Here is a 21,572-nt window from a genome sequence, read left to right as displayed (position 1 = left end):
TCAGGATGCCTCCACTCTGGCAAGCCTGCTTATAAAATCTTCTTTGCTCAGGCCGTGCACGCTGCCCAGATTATACCTGGAATCAACGTAATCATATGTCTTATCAAGGAGCGCTTTGTATGTTTCGACAACTCCCGGACCATTCAGGGCAGATGCCATGAATATGGGAATTCCGGTCGGTTCCCAGACGCGCCTTATGTCCTGTTCGGAAATTATTCCCGGCAGGTCCCTTTTGTTGAACTGAACAACCAGCGGGATGGTATCGATATCAAGCCCCACTATTGACAGGTTTGTTTCAAGATTTCCAAAGCTTGTCGAGTTATTCGATTCTTCGGCGATTTGCGAGTCCGCAATGAAAGCCACCCCGTCACATCTCTGCAGAACAGCTTTCCTTGTCGCATCATGCTTGACCTGTCCGGGTACGGTATAGACCTTCAGCTTGATCTTCAGGCCGCTTGGCGCAACAAGGAAAAACGGCAGCAGGTCAAAAAATATTGTGCGGTCGTCCTTTGTATCCAGCACCATGAGGTCGCCTCGGCCCTCGGATGAAAGAAGATCATGCAGCTTGAGCAGGTTTGTGGTCTTGCCCGACAGGGCCGGGCCGTAATACACAAGCTTTAACACCATTCTCCTGTCCAGTTCGTCATATTCAATCATGACAGTTTACCTTGACCATATGAATACCCCGCGCTGAGGTGGGTCGATTGTATAGTATCGTTTGATCGCCTTGATATTCATGGCATTCAGCGTAATATTTTTACTCAGAAGCAGTATGCCGGTTCCGCTTTTTACATCACGGGAGACAACCATGCCCTCTTTAAGCTCATTCGGTGACAGCTCGCGCTCCGATTTGTCTGTATTGACTGACGAGCGTGAGCATACTTGTGCGGCAAGCCGTGAAAAATGCGAATATAACCTGGGATCGAAATGCGTCCCCAGTTTATCGCTGAGATCGCGCAATGTCATATCAACTGCAACATCGCTCATATATTTTTCCAGGTTCCGGTCAATGAAGTCCGCAATGGCGATTATCCTTGAACCGACAGGTATTTCGTTTCCTTTTATTTGGTCCGGAAAGCCGCTTCCGTCAAAGTTCTCATGGTGATGCCTTATCAGGATCCCGATTTCCTGCATGTCGTCGATGGAATCTATTGCTGCCTGACCCCTGACAGGATGCAGGCTGTATTCGCCAAATTCATCTTCAGAGAGTTCCGAGATGTTTTTACTTAAAAGATAGTCCTGCATGCCGATTTTGCCTATGTCATGTAGCAACGCCGCAACGGCTATCTTTTCCGTTTCCTCCTCGGAAAATCCCATTGTGGACGCCACCTTCTCTGCAAGCTGAGCAACATTTCCCGAATGGTTCTTCACGTTCCTGTCCCTTAATTCAATCAGGGCCGAAAGCGCGGCTATCGTCCTTCTGAAATTCCCGGCAAGTCTCAGATTAAGACCTTTAAGCGACTCATTCTGATTCTGAAGCGCAAGCGTCTGTTCTTTTACCCTTGCTTCAAGTTTCGTGTTCCATTCCTTCAGCTCCTCGTTTTTCGCTTTTACGAGAGCAGAGAGTTTCCTATTCTTCTGGATCAGTTCATACTTGTATGCAGCCTCCTGCACGGCCTGAAGAATTTCCTCATCCCGCCAGGGCTTGGTCAGATAACGGTAGGCCCCGCCCTTATTGATCGCATCTACTGCAGCCTTTATATCCGAATACCCGGTCAACAGTATCCTTGTAGCAAGAGGCCTGATCCTGCGGGCCTGCTCGAGAAAATCCGTGCCTGTAGTATGCGGCATCCTCTGATCCGAAATAATCAGAGAAATGTCTTCGTTTTCTTCAAGAAGCTTTATGGCTTCTTCAGCCGAGGACGCGCTCAGGACATCAATATCATTGTTTATGATGAGCCTGGTAAGGGACCTTATTATGTTTTCCTCGTCATCTACGATAAGAACCCTGGATGGTATTCTCTCTTCGCATCCATCCATTTTTCACCTCTTTTGATTTATTGTTGAGAAAAAAATGTCCAGAAGGACCGGGTCAAGTTCCTTATTCCTCATCCCTTCAAGCATGGATAGCGCCTTTTCAACTGGAAACGCCTTTCTGTAGGGCCTGTCGGACGACAGGGCATCAAAAATATCTGCAGTGGCAACAATCCGGGCTTCCACAGGGATATCTGTCCCGCGCTTGCCTTCAGGATAACCCAGTCCGTCATAGCGTTCATGATGATAATTTATTATGTTGATGACTGTTTCCGGGCACTGAGCAAGGGTGGCTACATGCGCCCCCCATACCGGATGCTTTTTAACAATATCCATTTCTTCTGCTGTAAGCGGCCCGTCTTTATTCAGTATCGACTCTGGAACCCCTATCTTTCCGCAGTCGTGAAGCCAGCTTCCGTGCCTGATATGTTTCTTTGTATCGTCAGACAGTTCAAGTCTTTCCGCAATCGAGATCGCGACATCGGCAACCCTGTCGCAGTGCCCCCTTGTATACGGATCCTTAAGTTCAACAGTCTGGGCAAGAGACAGGAGCATGCTTTCATCCGAGCGCCGCATCGATTTGACAATCCTGTATTCATTGATGGCATCACTGACCGATTCAATCAAAAGCTTGTCTTTCCATGGTTTGGGTATGAATCTGAAAATATCGCATTCGTTTATAGCTGATATGGCGGTATTTAAATCCCCATGGCCTGTAATCAGAATGCGCTTGATGTCCGGGGCAATGTTTTTCAGCTTAGAGAACAGCTCCAGGCCGTTGATTTCTGGCATTATATAATCCGACACCACGACCGATATTTCATGTTCTTTGATGATGGAAAGCGCCTCAAGCGGATCTGTAGACAGTATTACATCGATTCCAAGATCGGAGAGTATCCTTTCAATGGTATGAAGGCTCGCCAGATCATCATCTATGATAAGTACTTTTTCAGACATTTTCAGTCTCTGTCATCCAGAACCAGGACACAGCCCTCCTTGTTACCGTCTTTAACAAGCAATGCGGCGTCGGCCTGATAGCGCCTGCCTCTCACCAGTAAAATTTTAGTTGCTTCCCCTGATTCGTACGCGCTGGATACGACTGTTTCCGTCTCCGGCAGCACCTCTGAAATATTTTTACGATGTGTCTCTTCTCCAAAAACTTCGGCGGCTTTAACATTCATCCATACAATATTCCCCTTGATGTCAAACCTGAGCATTATAATAGGCAGGGATTCTATAAGCTTCCACGCGCTTAGAGTTACCATGTTGTGTTCCTGGACATGATATTTTTCCGCCGCGTCAATGACAATGTTTTTAAAGTCTTCATCATTCCAGGGTTTCGGAATGAACTTGAATATCTGACCGTCATTGATTGCAGCGACGACATTTGCCGTATCAGCATAACCTGAAAGGACAAGCCTTATGGTTTCCGGCCATCTGGTGCTGACTATTTTCAGAAATTCCACACCGTTCATACCCGGCATTCTGTAATCGGATACTATTATATGTACGGGCGGGTCTTTTTCCAATTTCTCCAGCCCCTCTTCACCCGACTCCGCAGTCAGGATATCAAATCCGCAATCCATGAACAGTCGCTTTAACGTATTGAGTATCGGCGGCTCATCATCGACAAAAAGAACTCTGATCTTGCTATTCATCCAAATTCACCCCGGCTATCGGCAGGCGGACAGTAAATGTCGTCCCCTTGCCCTGTTCGCTCTTTACAGATATATCACCACCATGTTTTCTGACTATGTCATACGTAATGCTCAAACCAAGACCTGTCCCCTTTCCGACCTCTTTCGTAGTGAAAAAAGGCTCGAATATTTTTTTCAAATTTTCCGGCGGAATCCCGTGCCCGTTGTCGGATATCATGGCATAAACCCATCCGTTTTCATCCCATGTTTTCACCCGGATTTCCCCTGCTGTTTCTATTGCATGAACTGCATTGACCAGAATGTTCATGAATACCTGGTTTATCTGCTGCGGGAAGCACTTGACGAAGGGAATGTCACCGTATTCCTTTATAACTGTCGCCTTATATTTGAGTTCATTCCAGACGATGTTGATCGTGCTTTCCATGCATTCGTTTATATCCGATTCCTTGTATTCAAGCTGATCGTTCCTTGAAAATGTTTTCAGGTCCTGAACTATTTTCTTGACCCTTTCGGCCCCTTCTATGGATTCCACGATAAGGTCTTTTATATCACCCTGTATGAAGTCTATCTTCAGTTTCTTCCTTTTCTCCTCAAGCTCGCACTTCATTTCACCATCCGGGCAGGTATCGGCAAGTTTAGCCTGTGTCGTCATGAAATCAGAAAGTTTGTCCACATATTTTGAGAGGGAGCTCAAGTTGCTCGAAATGAAACCCATCGGGTTGTTGATTTCATGAGCCACTCCGGCAGCAAGCTGTCCGATGGATGCCATCTTCTCCTGCTGCAGAATCTGGGCTTGAGTTTCTTTCAGCTCGGAATACGCAGCCTCAAGTTCTGCATTTTTCTTTGAAAGTTCCTCCCGGGCAATTTTAAGCTCATTGGTTTCTTTCCTTAGTGAAGTTTCCAGACGTTTTCTTTCCGTAACATCATATATTATGCCTATTGTCCCGAGGCTTTCCCCTGACGAGCTTAGATACGGTATCATGTTAAACACTATATCCCTGATCTCACCATCGGCATACATTACCTGATCAAGGGATACCTTTGCACTGCCTTCAAGGTTTGCCAGAATGGTGTTTAGCCAGCTGATCAGCTCATTGGGTGATGAGTTGCCCATATCCTTCAGCGTTTTGCCGGTCAGTGTCGCCCCGGGCTGACCGATGGCATCCTCAAACGACCTGTTCACCCCTTCAATGTATCCGTTCTTGTCGATTATGAAAATGGCATCGGGTATTGAATCTATAAGTATCTGAAGCAGGCTTATGTTTTCCTGCATTGTGTCGTCTATCAGTTTTCTCAGCGATGTATCACGACAGCAGCAGACTATGGCACTGCCTCCACCGTTAAAATCACTGATTAAACTGCATCTTGCTTCAACCCACAGGGTCGATCCTTCTCTGGCCGTAACCGACAGTTCGAGGGGCATCTCGATAGATGGAGGAGGGACATTGACCGATACCGCTTCATCAAACGCCTTCATGAAGGTTCTGGCGGCATAGGGACTCAATATCATATTTATATCCGTGCCGATAAGCTTGCCGCTTTCATAGCCCCATTCGCTGAATATTGACGGGCTTGCCCATGCAATGCTCATATCTTTTTTTATCACAAGAATAACATCTCTAAGATGATTTAAAATGCTTTCAAGAAAGACTTCTTCGTTATTTCCCATGATCTTTAAGTTAAACACCTTCGGTTGAAAAGGATCGCTGTTCTTCAACATTTCCGCCATTATTACCCCGTTACTGACATAATTTTAGTGCTTTCCATTTAATCCTTATCGGAGAACTTTTTTATATTGTTAAAAAATAATATATATTTTTTTCTGCCGGGATTTTTTACCGGTATTCAGGATTGAAACGGCAAGGGGATTTGCTTGACAAAGAAAAGTCAATGAAATAGTAGCATGTGCTACACTTATGGCTAGCATACAGAAAATAGATGACATAAAGATACCTGTCGACAGCATCGCGGACTCAGGGTTTGAAAACACGCTATCATTCAAACCTGAAATCCTCGGGGAGATTCTGCTTAGTGACGACATAAAAGCCCTCAAACCTCTGGATATCCATTATGTTCTAACAAGAGAGGGCGACATGATCCATGCTGATATCAATATTAAATCGGAAATAGAGACCCTGTGCTCAATCTGTCTTGGGTGCATGAAATATCCGATAGATATAACCCTTGTCACAGACTATTTGCCGGCACATGCTGACATGCAGGGAGATCTTGAAGCATTGAGGCAGAGCCAGGAAATCGGTTATTACAGAAAGGATATCTGCCTGGGGGCTTTTATTCTTTCAGAGATGGTGCTGTCGATGCCGATAAGATATGAGTGCAGGAACGGATGCAAGGGGCTCTGCCCCGTATGCGGCGTCAACCTCAATGAAGGTGTGTGTTCCTGTGAAAAAAAGCCTGACCCGAGACTGGAAAAACTAGCAATATTAAAGACAAAACTCAGGAGGGAGTAAGATGCCTGTACCAAAGAGGAGACATTCTACAACAAGAAGAGACAAAAAGAGGGCGAATGACCATGCGATTCTGCCGGCAATTTCGTTCTGCCCTAATTGCAATGAGCCCAAACCGCCCCATAGGGTATGCCCGAGCTGCGGCTATTATAAAGGCAAGGAAATCGTAAAACCCAAAGAAGAAAAAGACAAGAAATAATGCCGTATTGCATAGTCTTTCCCGGTCAGGGAACGCAGTTTAAAGGAATGGCCGGGGGTCTTAATCTTGCCGATATTCCCGATGAACTCGGAAAACTTATGTCCGAGGGTCCGGAGGAAGAACTCAATCTTACCACGAATGCGCAGCCTGCCGTACTCTCAGTCAGTATTGCGCTGTGGAAGGATTCCGGATTCGATTCACCCGCAATGGTAATGGGACACAGCCTGGGCGAATATTCCGCCCTTGTTGCTTCAGAGGCGCTTGATTTTGCGGATGCGCTTGCCCTGGTAAGGAAACGGGGTGAATTCATGCAGGACTCGCCGCCGGGTTCAATGGCTGCTGTCATGGGAATCACCGAAACTGACCTTTCAGAAACCATTTCCACTATTGGTGATGTTTACATTGCTAATATAAACGGGGCAGGCCAGATTGTCATCTCAGGAACAAAAGACGCAATTGAAAAGGCGTTGCCGCTATTGAAGGAAAAGAAGGCAAGGGTGGTCCCTTTGAGTGTAAGCGTGGCATCACACTGTCCTCTGATGAATGATGCAAGTGAGAAACTCTCGGAATATCTTGACAAAATAAACATCAGAAAACCTCACTGCGATATTATTTTCAATGCAACAGCAGGCACCGAAACAGATCCTGCACAGATAAGAAACCTTTTGAAACAGCAGCTGACAAACCCGGTAAGATGGGCCCAATCGGTTGAATACGCAGTATCCAAAGGGATTGATACTTTTATTGAAATCGGACCCAGGTCCGTGCTTGCTTCTTTGATAAAGAAAATCGTCCCCGCGATCAGATGCGAAACATTAACTGTAAAGCAATAACATACTCTAAACTCTTCTCACCAAACCTGTTATATGATACAACTGGTTTGCATAATTTAACTGTTTGCAACTTTAGGTAAAAACCTCAAAAATCCTCAGGGGAGGTAATAAATGGCAGATGTACAAAAACGTGTCATAGAACTGATTGCAGAGCAGCTTGACCGGAATGCTTCAGAGATTACACCCGAAATGTCTTTTGCTGATGATCTTGGTGCGGATTCATTGGATCTTGTCGAGCTGATAATGGCCGTGGAGGATGAATTCGGAATTGAAATACCTGACGATGCAGCTGAAAGCATAAAATTTGTCAAGGATGCCATAAAATACGTCCAGGACAAACTGGCACAAAAGTAAAAATCTCTTTAAATGGACCGGATTGTTTTTACGGGGATGGGGATTGTTTCACCCCTCGGATGTACAGCAGAAGAGCTCTGGAACAATGTTTCATCAGGCAGGTCGGGTATAGCGAAAATTGACTTCCTGGAAGGGCTCCAGACAGATTTCGGGGGTCTGGCGCTGAGCTTTAATCCCTCAAAATACCTTGGCAACAAAGATTCCGGCAGACTTGACCGTTATGCCCAGATGGGCGTTACGGCAGGCCTCGATGCGGTAAATCAGGCAGGCATTGCAAAAGACACATATCCTGAATTCAGGACTGGTGTAATCATAGGTACAGGTGCCGGCGGGGTTTTCACATATGAGGAACAGAATACCGTATTCAGGGAAAGGGGACCAAAAAGAATGTCTCCTTTGTCGGTGCCGATGTATATCCCCAACATGGCAACTGGTTATCTCTCCATCCTCACAGGGGCAAAAGGCCCGGGTATGTCCGTAGCCTCTGCCTGTGCAACTGGCGCGCACGCTCTAGGCCTTGCCGCAAGGCTTATCCAGGCTGGAGACGCCGACTGCATGATAGCGGGCGGTGTTGAGTCCTGTGTGACAAGGTTCATAGTTGCGGGATTCGGTGCGATGAGGTCACTTTCCACAAGAAACAGCGACCCGCAAGGCGCATCACGTCCATTTGACAAAAACAGGGACGGTTTTGTGATGAGCGAAGGAGGCGCGGTTTTTGTCCTGGAAAAAGAAAGCTCTGCAAGAGAAAGGGGGGCAAAAATTCTCGGTTATCTTCTCGGAATCGGGATGACCCTTGATGCATATCATATCGTTGCCCCTGACCCCAACAGCCCTGCCGTTGCTTATGCAATGCGGCAGGCCCTGAAGGAATCCGGGCTTCAGCCTGAACAGATCGGATATATTAACGCCCACGGCACATCCACTCAATTAAACGACAAGGCGGAAACCGTTGCCATAAAAAAGGTTTTCGGCACGCATGCATATAAATTAAAGATCAGTTCGACAAAATCCATGACCGGCCATCTTATCGGAGGAGCGGCCGCACTGGAAACCGCCATAAGCATCATGGCGCTCAATAATTCCACGCTACCCCCGACGATCAATCTTGATACACCCGATCCGGAATGCGACCTCGATTATATACCTGGTGTGGCCGTTCCCACTGATGCAAAATACTGCATGAACAACTCATTCGGCTTTGGCGGACAGAATGCATGCCTTGTCATAGGAAAAGGCGAATAGGAGAAATATCATGAGGATAGCCATCGCTTGCGACCACGGCGGCATAACGCTTAAGGAGACTGTAAAAAAAGCCTTGAGAGAGGCAAAGTGTGAAATAATCGACCTCGGAACCGACTCGACCGAATCGGTCGATTATCCCGATTATGCGGCAAAGGCCATCCAGGCATTAAAAGACGGGGCATGCGAGCGGATCATACTCGTATGCGGAACGGGAATAGGCATGTCGATAGCGGCAAACCGGGTTTTCGGCATACGCGCCACCCTTTGCCACGATGCCTATACCGTACGCATGGCTCGCGAACACAATGATTCAAACTGTCTGGTCATGGGCGCCAGGGTAATCGGACCAGGGGTTGCGGAAGAAATGATAAAAATATGGCTTGAAACACCCTTTGCTGGAGGACGCCACCACGGCAGGCTTGAAAAAATCGAGTTCAGGGCTGCTGAAATAAATAAATATTAGGGAGCCAGATCATGAGAAATCTTATGCAGACCGACCCGGAAGTATTTTATGCGATTGAAGAAGAGCTTACGAGACAGCGTAACAAGCTCGAACTGATAGCTTCGGAAAATATAGTCAGCGATGCGGTACTCGAGGCGCAGGGCTGCGTAATGACAAATAAATATGCCGAAGGATATCCGGCAAAGCGATACTACGGCGGATGTGAATATGTAGATGTAGCCGAGGATCTTGCCATAGAAAGGGCTAAAAAGCTTTTCGGGGCTGAATTCGCTAACGTCCAGCCTCATTCAGGCAGCCAGGCCAACATGGCCGTATATTTCACCATCCTCGAACCGGGAGATACATATCTCGGCATGAACCTTGCCCAGGGCGGCCATCTTTCAATGGGTTCACCCGTCAACTTTTCCGGAAAGCTGTACAAAGTCGTACCTTATGGGGTCAGGAAAGACGACCACCGCATAGATTATGACGAGGTAAGGGACCTCGCAAAAAAACACAGGCCCAAACTTATAATAGCAGGCGCCAGCGCCTATCCAAGGATAATCGACTATAAGCTGTTCCGGGAGATAGCAGACGAAGCGGGTGCGTACTTCATGGTCGATATGGCGCATATCGCTGGTCTTGTGGCGACAGGACTGCATCCCAGTCCAGTGCCCTATGCCGATTTTGTAACGACGACAACACACAAGACACTTCGCGGCCCCAGGGGCGGCATGATCCTGTGCAGGGATGAGATGGGCAAAAAGCTCAATTCGAGCGTATTCCCGGGTATGCAGGGCGGACCGCTGATGCACGTTATCGCAGCAAAGGCCGTCGCACTTAAAGAGGCCATGCAGCCCGAATTCAAGACATATCAGGAGCAGGTCGTAAAGAACGCAGCGGCCATGGCGGACGAATTCATAAAACTCGGATTCAAACTCGTCTCAGGCGGGACAGACAATCACCTCATGCTTATGGACCTTTCCGAAACGGACATAACAGGTAAAGACGGCCAGACGTGGCTTGACGACGCCTGGATAACCGTGAACAAGAACACCGTTCCGAACGAGACCAGGAGTCCGTTCGTCACATCAGGCATCCGCATAGGGACGCCCGCTGTAACGACGAGAGGCATGAAAGAAGCCGATGTCAGAAATATTGCCGGTATGATAGCACGAATTTTGAACTCCAAGGGCAACCCGGACGTAATCGAAGAAGTAAGAAAAGAGGTCGGGGAGTTGACCTCGAAATTCCCAATCTATCAGGAGCTCTAAATGCGGTGCCCCAGTTGTGCCGGGGTGGAAGACAAGGTGATCGAATCAAGGCCGAGCCGGGATGGTTCGGCCATCCGCAGACGCAGGGAATGCACACATTGCGGTCACAGGTTCACTACATATGAGCAGATCGAGGAGTTCATCCCGGTTATTGTAAAAAAAGACGGCTCAAGGGAAACTCTCAACCCTGAAAAAATCCTCTCCGGCCTGAGGAAGGCCTGCGAAAAAAGGCCAGTCCCTACAGACGAGATCGATGCGATAAAGGATTCCATCGTCCAGGAAATTCAGGCCAGGGGCGAAAAGGAAGTACCTAGTTCCTTTGTCGGAGAGCGCATAATGGACAAGCTTCACAGCCTTGATCCTGTTGCTTATGTCAGGTTCGCATCGGTATACCGTGACTTCAAGGACGTCAACGAGTTCATGAGCGAAATACAGGGGCTGATAAAAAGACCGAGAAAATAATTAGGGCTAGAAAAGGAAAGGGGCTGCGTGTTCAACCAGTCGACAGTATATCTTTTCAGCGCATGGTTATTCTTTATTCTCGCCGTGGGTCAATTACTGATTCGAAACAAGACCGCCGACCAGTATTTCTCAGCCGTATTTTATTTCAGTCTCGGCCTATGGATAGTCATTGCAGGGTCGATATGGGAATTTTCTTATCTTCCTGATCTGCATATTTCATTGACATTCATCAGGGCACCGCTTTTCTACTTCTACTTCTGCATAATAATAGATCCACAGTTCAGGTTTGACAAAAAAAGCCTTCTTCATCTGCTCCCTGGCGTCGTTGTGTTTTTCACATTGCTGAGCGTCTCGTTTAAGGACGTGAACCTTAACGTACCCGTCCTCGACGTTTTAGAGGGTACAGCAGGGAACCCGGCAGCCGGACTATTCTCCATCCTGCTCTTCATATCGCTTTGCCTTCCGCTCGTATATCTCGGTTACATTATCTTCCGTTACCGACTGCTCTTTTTCGGTAACGTAACAAATTTTTCGACCAAGGTCGTTTTCTTCCAGGTGGCGTATTCGATTGTCGCCATAGGCACGGCCTCAGCCGAACAGTTTTTCTATGGAAGAATGCAGCCTGCCAGCATGGGGATGGCTTCCCTGGTCCCGATAATCTTCCTTCTCAGCATGATGAGATACCCTGAATACATACGGCTCATTAAAATTGAGACAGAAAAGACCAGATATGCCCTGTCGCGAATTCAAGGACTGGATCTCGACCGTATATTCAGGGACATGCAGCGCCTGATGGAAGAAGATCATATATTTGCAGATGAAGGCCTATCCCTTCCAAGTCTTTCCGAAAAACTTTCGATTTCACCGCAGCAGCTTTCGGAAATCCTCAACACAAAAATGAACAAAACCTTTTATGAATATGTAAACGAGTTCCGCATAAACGAGGCCAAACGTCTTCTGATCGAACAGCCTGAGGACAAGATTTCCTACATCGCGCTGAAGGCTGGATTTAATTCCATTTCATCTTTTTATAACGCATTTCACAAGGCCACAGGCGAATCTCCGGGTGGCTACAGAAAAAAGGGATTGTCTGGCAAGATTGATGAAATAACCACCGGTAACTGAAAATCACCTTATTTTTATTCCATTTGTATCCAAATGAAACCTTTTGATGATGCTTTGTGCAATTATTCAGGTATTTTAATTTTGCAAATACCAAAAAAATATATAAGGCGGCCTTGCAATTTTTTATAAGGCTCTTTTGATATTAAAGCGTTGCCCTTTGAAACTGTTTTCCGTTCAGGGCATGCATCCGGCTTATATATAAAAAATATTTCTATCAAGGGGATCTATATGAAAGAGCTTGGAGGTAAGAAAGCGGTTGTAACGGGCGGAGCGCTCGGCATCGGTTTGAGTACATGCAAGAGGCTTGTCAGGCAGGGGGTTTCTGTGACCATCTGGGACATGAACGAAAAATGCATGGCCGAGGCGAAAAGCGAACTCGAGTCCATGGGCGGAACAGTCTTTACATATAAATGCGATGTTTCTGATAAAAACCTCGTGGAAGAACTTACCCTTCAGGCCAGAAAAGACATGGGCAGGATAGACATACTCGTCAATAATGCCGGCTATGTCCGCTGGGGAAACTTCTGGGAACGTCCGGTCGAGGAGGCAATAAGACAGTTCGATGTGAATGTGAACGCCATATTCTATACCATACACGCAATTCTTCCCGAGATGATAGATCGTAACTCAGGCCATATTGTTAACATCTCTTCGAGCGCAGGCTTTGTAAATTCACCGGGTCTGACCGCGTACTGCGCTTCCAAGGCCGCCGTCCATATGCTCACCGAATGCCTGAGGGTCGAGGCGATTGCCGCAGGCAAAAATGGAGTGAAGTTTTCATCGGTGCATCCCATAAACATTGCCAAGGGCATGTTTGAAGGCTATTCCACCAACGCACTTGGAAAGCTCCTGTTCCCTCCGATAAAGGATCACGACGTGATCGCCGAGGCAATAGTAAACGATGCTCTCCTAAAGGAGATCACGGTCGTGTGCATACCCAAGATCGCATACGCCTCATGGATGATGCGCGGCGTGATCCCCAATTTCATCTGGGACAAGATGCTCATGGCCCTGGGCTTCGGTGAAGGCGTGAAAAACTTCCAGGGCAGGAAAGGATTTGCTCATACCGACTCTTCTGCAGACAAAACCGGCTGCTGAGAAATATCGGCAGCCCGACGGAGGATAAAATGCCTGATTATGATGTCATCGTTATCGGTGCCGGAAACGGAGGCCTTGGCGCATCAGCCAAGCTTGCCAAACACGGCGCCAAAGTACTCTGCCTGGAACAGCACAATCTTCCGGGCGGATTCGGAAGCAGCTTCGTAAGAGGCAGATTCGAGTTCGAGACCTCTCTGCACATACTGTGCGACTACGGATCGAAAGATAACCCAGGAAACGTCCGCAAATTTCTCGACGACATAGGGCTCAAGCTGGAGCTGCACCCCGTGCCTGACGCCTATCGATTCATTCTCGAAGAGGAGGGCATCGACGTCATACTGCCTCCCGGAGTTTATGAATACATAGAAGCCGTCGAACGTGAGGCCCCTGGAAGCAGGAAGGAAATGACCCGCTATTTCGAGCTCTGCAAGGAGGTCCTGGATGCCCTCAACTACCTCGCCGAATCCAAAGGCAATCCGGACAAGAAACTCCTGAGGACAAAATACGCCAACTTCCTCAAGACAGGCGCTTATACGGCGAAGGAGGTTACGGACAAGTTCAATTTCTCCAGGCGCGCCAAGAATCTTCTCTATCCGTACTGGCTCAACTTCGGGCCCCCGATGAGCAGGCTCAATTTCACCATATGGGCGGCGTTTCTATATAAGTACATGACCATGGGAGGCTATCTACCGAAAAACCGCTCTCATGAATTCATGATCGCGCTCCAGTCAAGGGCCGAAGAACTTGGCGCGGAGTTCCTGTTCAACACCAAGGTCGAAAAGATTATGGTAAAAAACGGCAAGGTCTCAGGCGTCGAAACCGCTGACGGTGAAACCATTACCGCACATCACATAATATGCAACGCATCTCCCACGCTCGCCTACAACAAGCTTATATGGCCTAAAAACGAGGTACCGGAGATAGCCTACAAATACGTCAATGCCCGCAGGCACGGCGTGGGTGTTTTCGTCGTTTATATGGGACTCGACGCCCCGCCCGAAGAGATCGGACTTACCACATACGGATACGTCGTCGGTCCTCATGCCGACACGGAAAAGCTTTATGAATCATTCTACAAGCCGGAGACCCCGGTCATACAGGCGACAACATGCCTCAACCTGGCTCTTCCTGAATGTTCGCCGCCGGGCACAACCATTCTTTCCATGACATGCCTCATGCGTCCAGAGGCCTGGGAGAACGTAAAGCCCCAGGATTATTTCGAGACGAAGACGAAGATGGCCGACGGGCTCATCACACAGTTCGAGCGGGGGACAAAGCTCTCTATCCGCAAGCACATCGAGGAGATCGAGATATCCACGCCCGAAACATACGCTCGCTACACCGGCACGTACAACGGAATCATATACGGCTACGAGATGGAACCCTGGGATTCGGTGATCCCGCGCATGCTCTCGATCCAGGATGAAAAGTACATCGACGGGCTTTATTTCGCGGGCGGCTTCTCTTTCAGGGCGCTGGGCTACAGCAGTTCGCTCCTCTCCGGCCAGACCACCGCTCTTCTGACATTGAAGGAAATGGGGGTTGAGGTATGAAATTCAGCGTAAAATTCGGACTTCTGGACATGATACGGTTCAAGAACCTCGTCAACGTTCGCAAGAGACATATACAGGAAGGAGCGTCGACTCCCATCACGGTTGACCCTGTGAATACGCTGGCCCAGACGCTTCACCCGCTTACACTCGACCTCGTCATCTCAAAGGTCACTATAGAGACACCTTCTACAAAGACATTCAGGCTGGTATCGGCCGACGGGTTGAAAAAGGTGCTGCCATTCTTCAGGGCGGGTCAGTATCTGAGCATAAAAACCCGGGTGGAAGGCTCTGCCATAACCAGGCCTTATACAATATCATCGTCGCCGAACGATGCGCTCGCAGGCTTTTATGAAATCACTCTCAGAAAAAAGGACGGCGGGTTCCTCAGCGAATACGCCTTCTCCAACTGGAATGAGGGGACCAGGCTGACGGCGTCCTCTCCCTGCGGATTCTTCTACCATGAGCGTCTGCGCGATACCACCGAGATACTGGCCCTTGCAGGAGGCAGCGGCATAACGCCTTTCCGCTCAATGATAAAGGACATCGTCGAAAACGGCAAAAACCTCAAACTAACGCTGATCTACGGCACGAAGTCACCCAATGACATAATTTTCGCGGCAGAGCTGGGTGAGCTGGCGCAAAAAGCGCCTGAGAAGATCGCCGTGCATGTCGTTTGCAGTGAGCCGGATTCCTGCTGGGAAGGGCCGACGGGTTTCCTCACTGCTGAGTGCATAAAGAATATCGCAGGCGACCTGAAGGATAAAACCGTCTTCATATGCGGGCCTCAACTCATGTACAGGATGCTAGATAATGAACTCAAGGTTTTCGGCCTGCCCGCCAGACGCATACGCCGCGAAGTCATGGGAGAAACCGCAGATGTGACGGTCATCCCAGGCTACCCGAAAGATCTTGCAACAAAAACCTTTTCGATCACGGTGCGTTCCAAAGGTTCAAAAAAGGATATCCCGGCGCTTGCCTCAGAGACCGTGCTCGTGGCTCTCGAACGCGCAAAGTTCGCGCCACCTTCACAGTGCAGGTCTGGTGAATGCGGCTGGTGCCGTACACGGCTCATCAGGGGAGACGTTTTCGTGAACCCGGAAAACGACGGCCGCCGTATAGCAGATGCCGCATACGGGTATTTCCATCCGTGCTCGGCGTACCCGGTCAGCGATCTCGAAATCGTGGCGCCGCAGGGTCTCTGAATATAAGCAAAGCGACCCGGTGCTTCGCCGCCGGGACGCATTAAATATGTTGGAGGTGAAAATATGCCGGATTATGATGTCATAGTAATAGGTGCCGGACTCGGGGGTCTTTCGTCTAGCGCCCTTCTTTCTCATCACGGACTCAAGGTCCTCGTGCTGGAACAGAGCGGCAACATCGGCGGCTGCTGCTCCACATTCGAGAGGAACGGATACAGGCATGACGTGGGCGCTTCCATAGTGGAGATCACGCAGCCCATAGAGCTTGTCTTCAAGACGCTGGGGACAGCCTTCAGCAAGGAGGTCGATCTTGTGCCGTGCGACCCGATGTTCTCGATACTCTACCGCGACGGCGAGCGCATAACCATCGAGCAGTCCATCGAGGCGACGGGAAAGGTCATATCTTCCATCTCGGCCGAGGACGGCAGGCGCTGGTTCGATTTCTGCGACTACTGCAGCGAAATGATGGACGTCTTCCTTGACGTCATGTTCACGGAACCCGCAGACACCTTCGCCGACATGGGCAGGCTCATAAAGAAGAACCCTAAGCTTCTCAAATACCTGTTGCCTTTCATGGCAACTTATCAGGACCTGATCCAGAAATATTTCAAGAACGACAAGGTGGTCAAAACCATGGCCTACCAATCGCTCTACCTGGGCATGGCCCCTGCGCTGGTTCCCGCTCCTTTCGCCATGATCCCGTACAGCGAACACCGGGGCATCTGGTACCCGAAGGGCGGCATGATACGCATACCCGAGGCCCTTCTCAGGTGCGGTCAGAAGGACGGGCTCGAGATCAGGCTCAACACACCTGTCAAGAAGGTCGTCGTCCGTAATAACCGGGCATGCGGCGTGGTGCTAGAGGACGGTTCAGAGATAACCTCGAAAGCCGTTGTTTCCAATGTGAACCCGAAAATGCTCTATCTCAAGATGATAGGAGAAGAGCACCTGCCCTGGCTCACGAAAAACGGGGTCAAGAGCCTCAAACTCGGCAAGAGCCTTTGTATGATATATGTGGGTCTCGACTGCAAACCTCCTCTTGAAGCCCATCACAGCTTTACCGCGGTCAGTATGCAGGAGGTCAACGACTTCTGGACCAAGCACGTCGAGACTGGCGAGATGCTGCCGGCGAACAAGAATTACGGCCTCTTCTGCTGGCCGTCGCATTCGGACGACTCGCTAGCACCCAAGGGCCACCATGTCATCAATGTCATTCCCGAATCGTTCTACCGCCTCAAGGGCACCAACTGGGACAGCTTCAAGCAGACCTTCATCGACGAATACATCGATTATATATCTGATAAGCTTTTACCTGGCCTCAAGGACCACATCGTCCATGCCGTGGCGTCGTCGCCCATGGACTACGAGCGTAATTTAAGGCTTCCGGAAGGAGCTCTTTACTGCTTCGACCAGGACGCCACCCATCAGGCCATATTCAGGCCATCGGCAAAATCCAAATGTATCGACGGTCTTTACCTTTGCGGCTCGGGCACACATCCGGGCGGCGGAGTGCCCATGACCGTAGGCTCGGGCTATATCGCCTACAACAAACTCATCAAGTGCGAGCGGTTTTAACACATGAAAGGAGAATGAGATGAGGTATATAAAATACATGCTGGCCATCGGAGCCGGTGTTTTTGTCTGGAGCAAGCTTCCGGAACACAGAAAGCTGCAGCTCAGATTCATTTTGAAGCAGGTGCCCTACCTGCCGGGACGCTACATGGTTTAACGGCCTGATATTCCTGACTATAATGTAGCCGTTGTCGGTGCAGGCCTCGGCGGCATAAGTGCGGGTGCCATTCTCGCAAGCAAGGGGCGAAGGACACTCGTCCTGGATCAGGGCGCCTGGGTTGGCGGATACTGTTTCCCCTTTAAAAAAAGAATGGCTACCTGTTCGACACCGGGGCCTTGCAGATCGAATTCCCCAGCGTGAACGACGAATGCTTCAAACGCCTCGGCATGTCGCTCTATAAATAGGTGAGCCCATCCCTTCAAAAATACAGGGCAAGAGCATAGTTACCTATTTCAAGTCTCCCATCGCTGCCGGAAGGGATGCATTCCTCTATGAGCATTTCCCGGTCTTCCCGATAACGATCCCAAGCATCGCGGCAGTGAGGACCAAAGGATACAAGTACATCACCTACCAGAAGAGTATCCGTTACAAGCGGAAATCTTTTTGTAGTTTCAGGCTCAACTTTTTAAATCAAATCAGTAAAAGTGCTTGTTTTTGAGCCAACCATACCTAACGAAACCCTTGCTTCGGCGGGTTTTATGGATATACTGAATATGGTTTCGCTGTATTTCCCGCCAGAGAAAAATCATCCCTGAGACCTGCATACAAGAGCAGGCGGTAGCCTGCCGACTGCATTCTGAAGGTTTATGTAAACAAAAGACCTGAAGAATAAGCCTGAGAATAGGAGGTTATGATTATGAAACGGGCAATCGCAATCGTTCTAGTTTCGCTTTTCGTTCTGGTTATCGCTGGAATAATTTTCCTTTCATCGTTGGGCGTCGGAGACGGAAACCGCTACCGTCCGGATGCGAAAACCATGGATCAGCTCAAGAACACCCAGCTTCAGACAGAAGACGGCAAGAGGGTTTTCGGTCCTGCTGTCATGGAAAAAAAGAACGGGCTTAATGTTCTGCATCTTGAGGGTTCCCCATTCGAAGTAGGCTACCAGCACGGTGTGCTCCTCAAAGACGAAATCAATAATGGTTCGGTCCGGTTCTACGCAGACGTTATAAGCGGCGGCAGGAAAGAGCCGTTTTCGCTTAAAATATGGCTTCTCAGGAAGTATCTCGACTTCATGGTATATGACCCCCTTCTCAAGCACCAGCCCGAAAATATACTTTCCGAACTCAAGGGAATCTCGGATGGGTCCGGCGTTCCTTTCGACATCATATTCAAGGCGAACCATCACACCGGCCCATCCATGGTTCTGACACCCGCGTTTGCCAAGAAAAACGTCGAGGCCTTCGAAAAACTCGGCATCAAGCTGGGGGCCTGCAGTTCATTTGCTGCAGCGGGAAAAGCGGCAGCTGGCGGAAAAACAATAGTAGGCCGCAACACCGACTACGGCGGGACCGCGCTATGGCCGAAATACCCCACGCTGCTGTTCGTTAAACCTAGCGATGGTTTCGCCCATGTAAAGATAGGTACCGCGGGTCTCATCCTCTGGAACCCGGCCATGAACACCGAGGGCATAGTCGTCTGCCCGCACTATATGGTCTATGACGACGTCTCGGCTGACGGATGGTCGATACCGGCCTTTTCTGATGAGATCATCCGCAAGGCGGGCACGCTTAAAGATGCCGAAAAGATTTTCACTGACAATCCACGCGCGGTTTCAGCCGGATATGTTGTCGCCTCCGGGAAGGAAAAGGACGCCTTTGCAGTTGAATTAAGCACAGGCAAGGCATCGATCAGGCGCATGGAAAAGGACAGGATAGTCATGACCAACATGGCCGTCACCGACGAAAAGCGCAAGATCGATATATCCATCAAGTACAACATCATAGAGCATTGCCCGGCGCGATACCGCCGCCTAATGCAGCTTATCGACAAAAACTATGGAAACGTCGACCCCAATCTGGCGGCTGCATTCATGGGAGATCACATCCAGTACACCACTGGCCTTGAGAGGGCGGCCGGGCATATAGTAGGCGTTGCCGACAACGAGACCAGCGCCGTATTCTCACCCGAAACGCTCGAGTTCTGGGTGGCGGACGGTCCAGCACCCGTGTGCAACAACCCCTTCCTCGGGTTTTCTTTGAAGGATGAACTGGCAGGTAAAAAGAGTATGGTTACGCCAGCGGTCCTTCCTGGCTATCGATTCAGGAACCCGGCTGTCCGGGCCGGGCTCGACGAATTCATGCTGGCGCTGGCTCTGAAGGAAACCGACCCCGACAATAAAGGCCAGATCATAGACCATCTGAACAATGCATGGAAAAAGGACCCTGGCGAGATCATTTACGGGCAGCTCCTTGCCCTTTACAGCCTGCATGACGGCAAACCCGAAGACGCCTTTGCCGATATCGAAAAGGTGCTCAACAAGAAACAATCGTTCCGCGAACTTGGCCACAGCCGTCTCATCGCGGGCATGGCCTGCGATCTGATGGGTGAGCGCGAAAAAGCTCTCGGCTATTATCGCAGCATCCTTGATATGAAAAAGGATCAGCCCGCCGACCCGTGGTTCGGCATGAACTGGTTCCTGGCCGCCTATGCCGACAAGTACATCCAGAAGCCGTTCACCAAAGAGAACCTTGCCGACCAGTCGGCTGAAATCTCCTTCGTCGATCCGTATATGGAATAGCCAGAATATCTTATGGCAGGCAGAATCATTCCGCCTGCCATGCTTTAAAAGAAAATGTGCCTGGCTTTGAACCTTGATAAATTAACGGATTTGACCCATTTCAAGGCCTGAAATGAGAGGTTATCGAACAATCAACATCTCTGTCTCACGATCTGATCTTCCAATAAAGAACGCAGGGAGGATGCCTGCTGTCGATAACTGACCGCCTGCAAGACAGTCAAGCGGCAAGATTCTTCCGCTCTCTCATGGCAAATGAAGCTCTTCACCGGCACGGATCATAGGTGTAACAATGAAAGCCCTTATGATATCTTTGGGCAGCCATATTTCGTATTTGCCTATCGTTGCTGTATAGTCGCCCGTCATTCCCTCCGGGTCCCAGTATATCAGCTTGTATTTGCCGGCCTTTATGTTCATCTCAAACCTGGGACCCTGATAATAGGATTTGTTTCCGAACGGCTCATAGAACTGCGGCCTGGGTTCCAGGCCGGCATCGTGCAGCACTATGGCGCCTTCACCAGGGGCGAGAGGTACGGGCAGAAGTTCACACGGGTCAGGCAGGCCCTGCCCTATAAGGGCAATGCTGGGCCGGAAATCAGCATACACGTCAAATACAGGCACTATCACTTCGGCAAATAACGGTACGGAGGTATAGGCTGTAATGGTGTAGAAATCGACGTCCGAGTCGCTTTCCAGCCATGAGTATACAGCTGTCGACTGTAATGCCATCGGACATTTAAATGGCGCACTGGCAGTAAAGTCGGTTTTCTCAAGATAAGGCACATGGGCCCATGCCACTGTAAAAATCAGAAGGAAACCTGTAACAAGCCAGTATATTCTTAGCTTTTTCATGGATATTTCCTCCCCTGTTTCTGAAATTTGTTATCAAATAGACAAAAGGTGTCATGCCTCAGATCAATTTCCTGCGCGGTATTTAAGCTGAATGCCTTTTAAAAAATTGCGCAGGATCTGGTCTTTGCACTCACGGTATTGCCTGTGGTCCTGACTGCGGAAAAACGCGCTCAGTTCATTTTTGCTCACGGACATATCGGCCAGGTTCATGATCTTGATTATTTCTTCCGATTGCAGGTTCAAGGCGATCTTCAGTTTTCTTAAAACGATGTTGTTGTTCAGCCGCCGCTCGGGTTCGGGCTGCGGGCCTTCCTTTTTTCCGCGTTTGTAATTGATGAAACCGTTCAGGAATGTCGCAAGCTCTTTGTCGGTGAGGTCCTGATATGCGGGATCATCCGTTGTTTTTAGCCAGCCTGTGATCTGCTCCCGGTCTGCCTGATAACCGGCAAGACCGAAGATCGCAGACATCGTCTGATCGCTCAAGTCAAAGGCATACCGGATGCGTCTGAGGATGTCGTTATTTGTCATG

At 49.2% G+C, this 21,572-nt stretch carries 23 protein-coding genes; 16 read left to right on the top strand and 7 right to left on the bottom strand.

The features are described from left to right. From VIS94_10040 to VIS94_10020, 5 genes are read right to left on the bottom strand one after another with little or no spacing between them, the layout of a single operon-like run. Entirely contained in the window at positions 1-657 is a 657-nt protein-coding gene (locus VIS94_10040; GenBank protein HEY9161415.1) for a GTPase domain-containing protein, read from the bottom strand. A 6-nt stretch (positions 658-663) separates the two neighbouring features. Then, entirely contained in the window at positions 664-1,980 is a 1,317-nt protein-coding gene (locus tag VIS94_10035; GenBank protein ID HEY9161414.1) for an HD domain-containing phosphohydrolase, read from the bottom strand. Positions 1,981-1,983: 3 nt separating this feature from the next. After that, entirely contained in the window at positions 1,984-2,931 is a 948-nt protein-coding gene (locus VIS94_10030; protein HEY9161413.1) for an HD domain-containing phosphohydrolase, read from the bottom strand. Positions 2,932-2,933: 2 nt separating this feature from the next. Continuing rightward, entirely contained in the window at positions 2,934-3,632 is a 699-nt protein-coding gene (locus VIS94_10025) for a response regulator (protein ID HEY9161412.1), read from the bottom strand. Further along, a complete protein-coding gene (locus VIS94_10020; GenBank protein ID HEY9161411.1) occupies positions 3,625-5,361 on the bottom strand; it encodes an ATP-binding protein in 1,737 nt (578 codons plus the stop codon). The genes VIS94_10025 and VIS94_10020 overlap by 8 nt, the downstream gene beginning before the upstream one ends. 187 nt (positions 5,362-5,548) lie before the next feature. Between VIS94_10020 and VIS94_10015 the strand changes: the two genes are divergently transcribed. The 16 genes from VIS94_10015 (at position 5,549) to VIS94_09940 (ending at position 20,194) form a co-directional block, all read left to right on the top strand. Next, a complete protein-coding gene (locus tag VIS94_10015) occupies positions 5,549-6,103 on the top strand; it encodes a DUF177 domain-containing protein (GenBank protein ID HEY9161410.1) in 555 nt (184 codons plus the stop codon). A gap of 1 nt (position 6,104) precedes the next feature. Then, positions 6,105-6,299, top strand: a complete 195-nt coding sequence (gene rpmF / locus VIS94_10010) for a 50S ribosomal protein L32 (protein ID HEY9161409.1) — start codon at positions 6,105-6,107, stop codon at positions 6,297-6,299. Beyond that, positions 6,299-7,132, top strand: coding sequence for an ACP S-malonyltransferase (fabD, locus tag VIS94_10005; GenBank protein HEY9161408.1), 834 nt, complete (start codon positions 6,299-6,301; stop codon positions 7,130-7,132). Before rpmF ends, fabD begins: the two co-directional genes overlap by 1 nt. A gap of 111 nt (positions 7,133-7,243) precedes the next feature. Continuing rightward, positions 7,244-7,486, top strand: a complete 243-nt coding sequence (locus VIS94_10000; protein ID HEY9161407.1) for an acyl carrier protein — start codon at positions 7,244-7,246, stop codon at positions 7,484-7,486. Between the two features lie 12 nt (positions 7,487-7,498). Next, positions 7,499-8,728, top strand: a complete 1,230-nt coding sequence (gene fabF, locus VIS94_09995) for a beta-ketoacyl-ACP synthase II (GenBank protein ID HEY9161406.1) — start codon at positions 7,499-7,501, stop codon at positions 8,726-8,728. A 10-nt stretch (positions 8,729-8,738) separates the two neighbouring features. Then, positions 8,739-9,191 carry a ribose 5-phosphate isomerase B gene (gene rpiB, locus VIS94_09990; GenBank protein HEY9161405.1) on the top strand — a complete coding sequence of 151 codons (453 nt, stop codon included), beginning with the start codon at positions 8,739-8,741 and terminating at the stop codon, positions 9,189-9,191. Positions 9,192-9,202: 11 nt separating this feature from the next. Continuing rightward, positions 9,203-10,444 carry a serine hydroxymethyltransferase gene (gene glyA, locus VIS94_09985; GenBank protein HEY9161404.1) on the top strand — a complete coding sequence of 414 codons (1,242 nt, stop codon included), beginning with the start codon at positions 9,203-9,205 and terminating at the stop codon, positions 10,442-10,444. After that, entirely contained in the window at positions 10,445-10,906 is a 462-nt protein-coding gene (nrdR, locus tag VIS94_09980) for a transcriptional regulator NrdR (GenBank protein ID HEY9161403.1), read from the top strand. 27 nt (positions 10,907-10,933) lie between these two features. Then, positions 10,934-12,031, top strand: a complete 1,098-nt coding sequence (locus VIS94_09975) for a helix-turn-helix domain-containing protein (protein HEY9161402.1) — start codon at positions 10,934-10,936, stop codon at positions 12,029-12,031. Between the two features lie 228 nt (positions 12,032-12,259). After that, positions 12,260-13,129, top strand: coding sequence for an SDR family NAD(P)-dependent oxidoreductase (locus VIS94_09970; protein HEY9161401.1), 870 nt, complete (start codon positions 12,260-12,262; stop codon positions 13,127-13,129). 29 nt (positions 13,130-13,158) lie between these two features. Further along, a complete protein-coding gene (locus VIS94_09965; protein HEY9161400.1) occupies positions 13,159-14,682 on the top strand; it encodes an NAD(P)/FAD-dependent oxidoreductase in 1,524 nt (507 codons plus the stop codon). Continuing rightward, positions 14,679-15,884, top strand: a complete 1,206-nt coding sequence (locus VIS94_09960) for an iron-sulfur cluster-binding domain-containing protein (protein ID HEY9161399.1) — start codon at positions 14,679-14,681, stop codon at positions 15,882-15,884. Before VIS94_09965 ends, VIS94_09960 begins: the two co-directional genes overlap by 4 nt. 63 nt (positions 15,885-15,947) lie before the next feature. After that, a complete protein-coding gene (locus VIS94_09955; protein ID HEY9161398.1) occupies positions 15,948-17,456 on the top strand; it encodes an NAD(P)/FAD-dependent oxidoreductase in 1,509 nt (502 codons plus the stop codon). A gap of 19 nt (positions 17,457-17,475) precedes the next feature. Beyond that, positions 17,476-17,610: a hypothetical protein gene (locus tag VIS94_09950; protein HEY9161397.1), complete on the top strand. Its 135-nt coding sequence runs from the start codon at positions 17,476-17,478 to the stop codon at positions 17,608-17,610. A 9-nt stretch (positions 17,611-17,619) separates the two neighbouring features. After that, on the top strand, positions 17,620-17,814 hold the full coding sequence (locus VIS94_09945) for an NAD(P)-binding protein (protein HEY9161396.1): 195 nt from the start codon (positions 17,620-17,622) through the stop codon (positions 17,812-17,814). Positions 17,815-18,310: 496 nt separating this feature from the next. Continuing rightward, the gene (locus VIS94_09940) at positions 18,311-20,194 is read left to right on the top strand and encodes a C45 family autoproteolytic acyltransferase/hydrolase (protein ID HEY9161395.1); all 1,884 of its coding nucleotides are present in this window, start codon (positions 18,311-18,313) and stop codon (positions 20,192-20,194) included. A gap of 243 nt (positions 20,195-20,437) precedes the next feature. Here VIS94_09940 and VIS94_09935 read toward each other — a convergent pair whose 3' ends face one another. Next, the gene (locus tag VIS94_09935; protein HEY9161394.1) at positions 20,438-21,043 is read right to left on the bottom strand and encodes a hypothetical protein; all 606 of its coding nucleotides are present in this window, start codon (positions 21,041-21,043) and stop codon (positions 20,438-20,440) included. A gap of 63 nt (positions 21,044-21,106) precedes the next feature. Further along, on the bottom strand, positions 21,107-21,571 hold the full coding sequence (locus tag VIS94_09930) for a DUF1456 family protein (GenBank protein HEY9161393.1): 465 nt from the start codon (positions 21,569-21,571) through the stop codon (positions 21,107-21,109). Position 21,572 lies beyond the last annotated feature (1 nt).

The organism is Desulfomonilia bacterium (assembly GCA_036567785.1).
Lineage (GTDB): Bacteria > Desulfobacterota > Desulfomonilia > UBA1062 > UBA1062 > DATCTV01.
The sequence above is the reverse complement of the archived record's forward strand: the minus strand, read 5'-3'. Positions and strand labels throughout refer to the sequence as shown.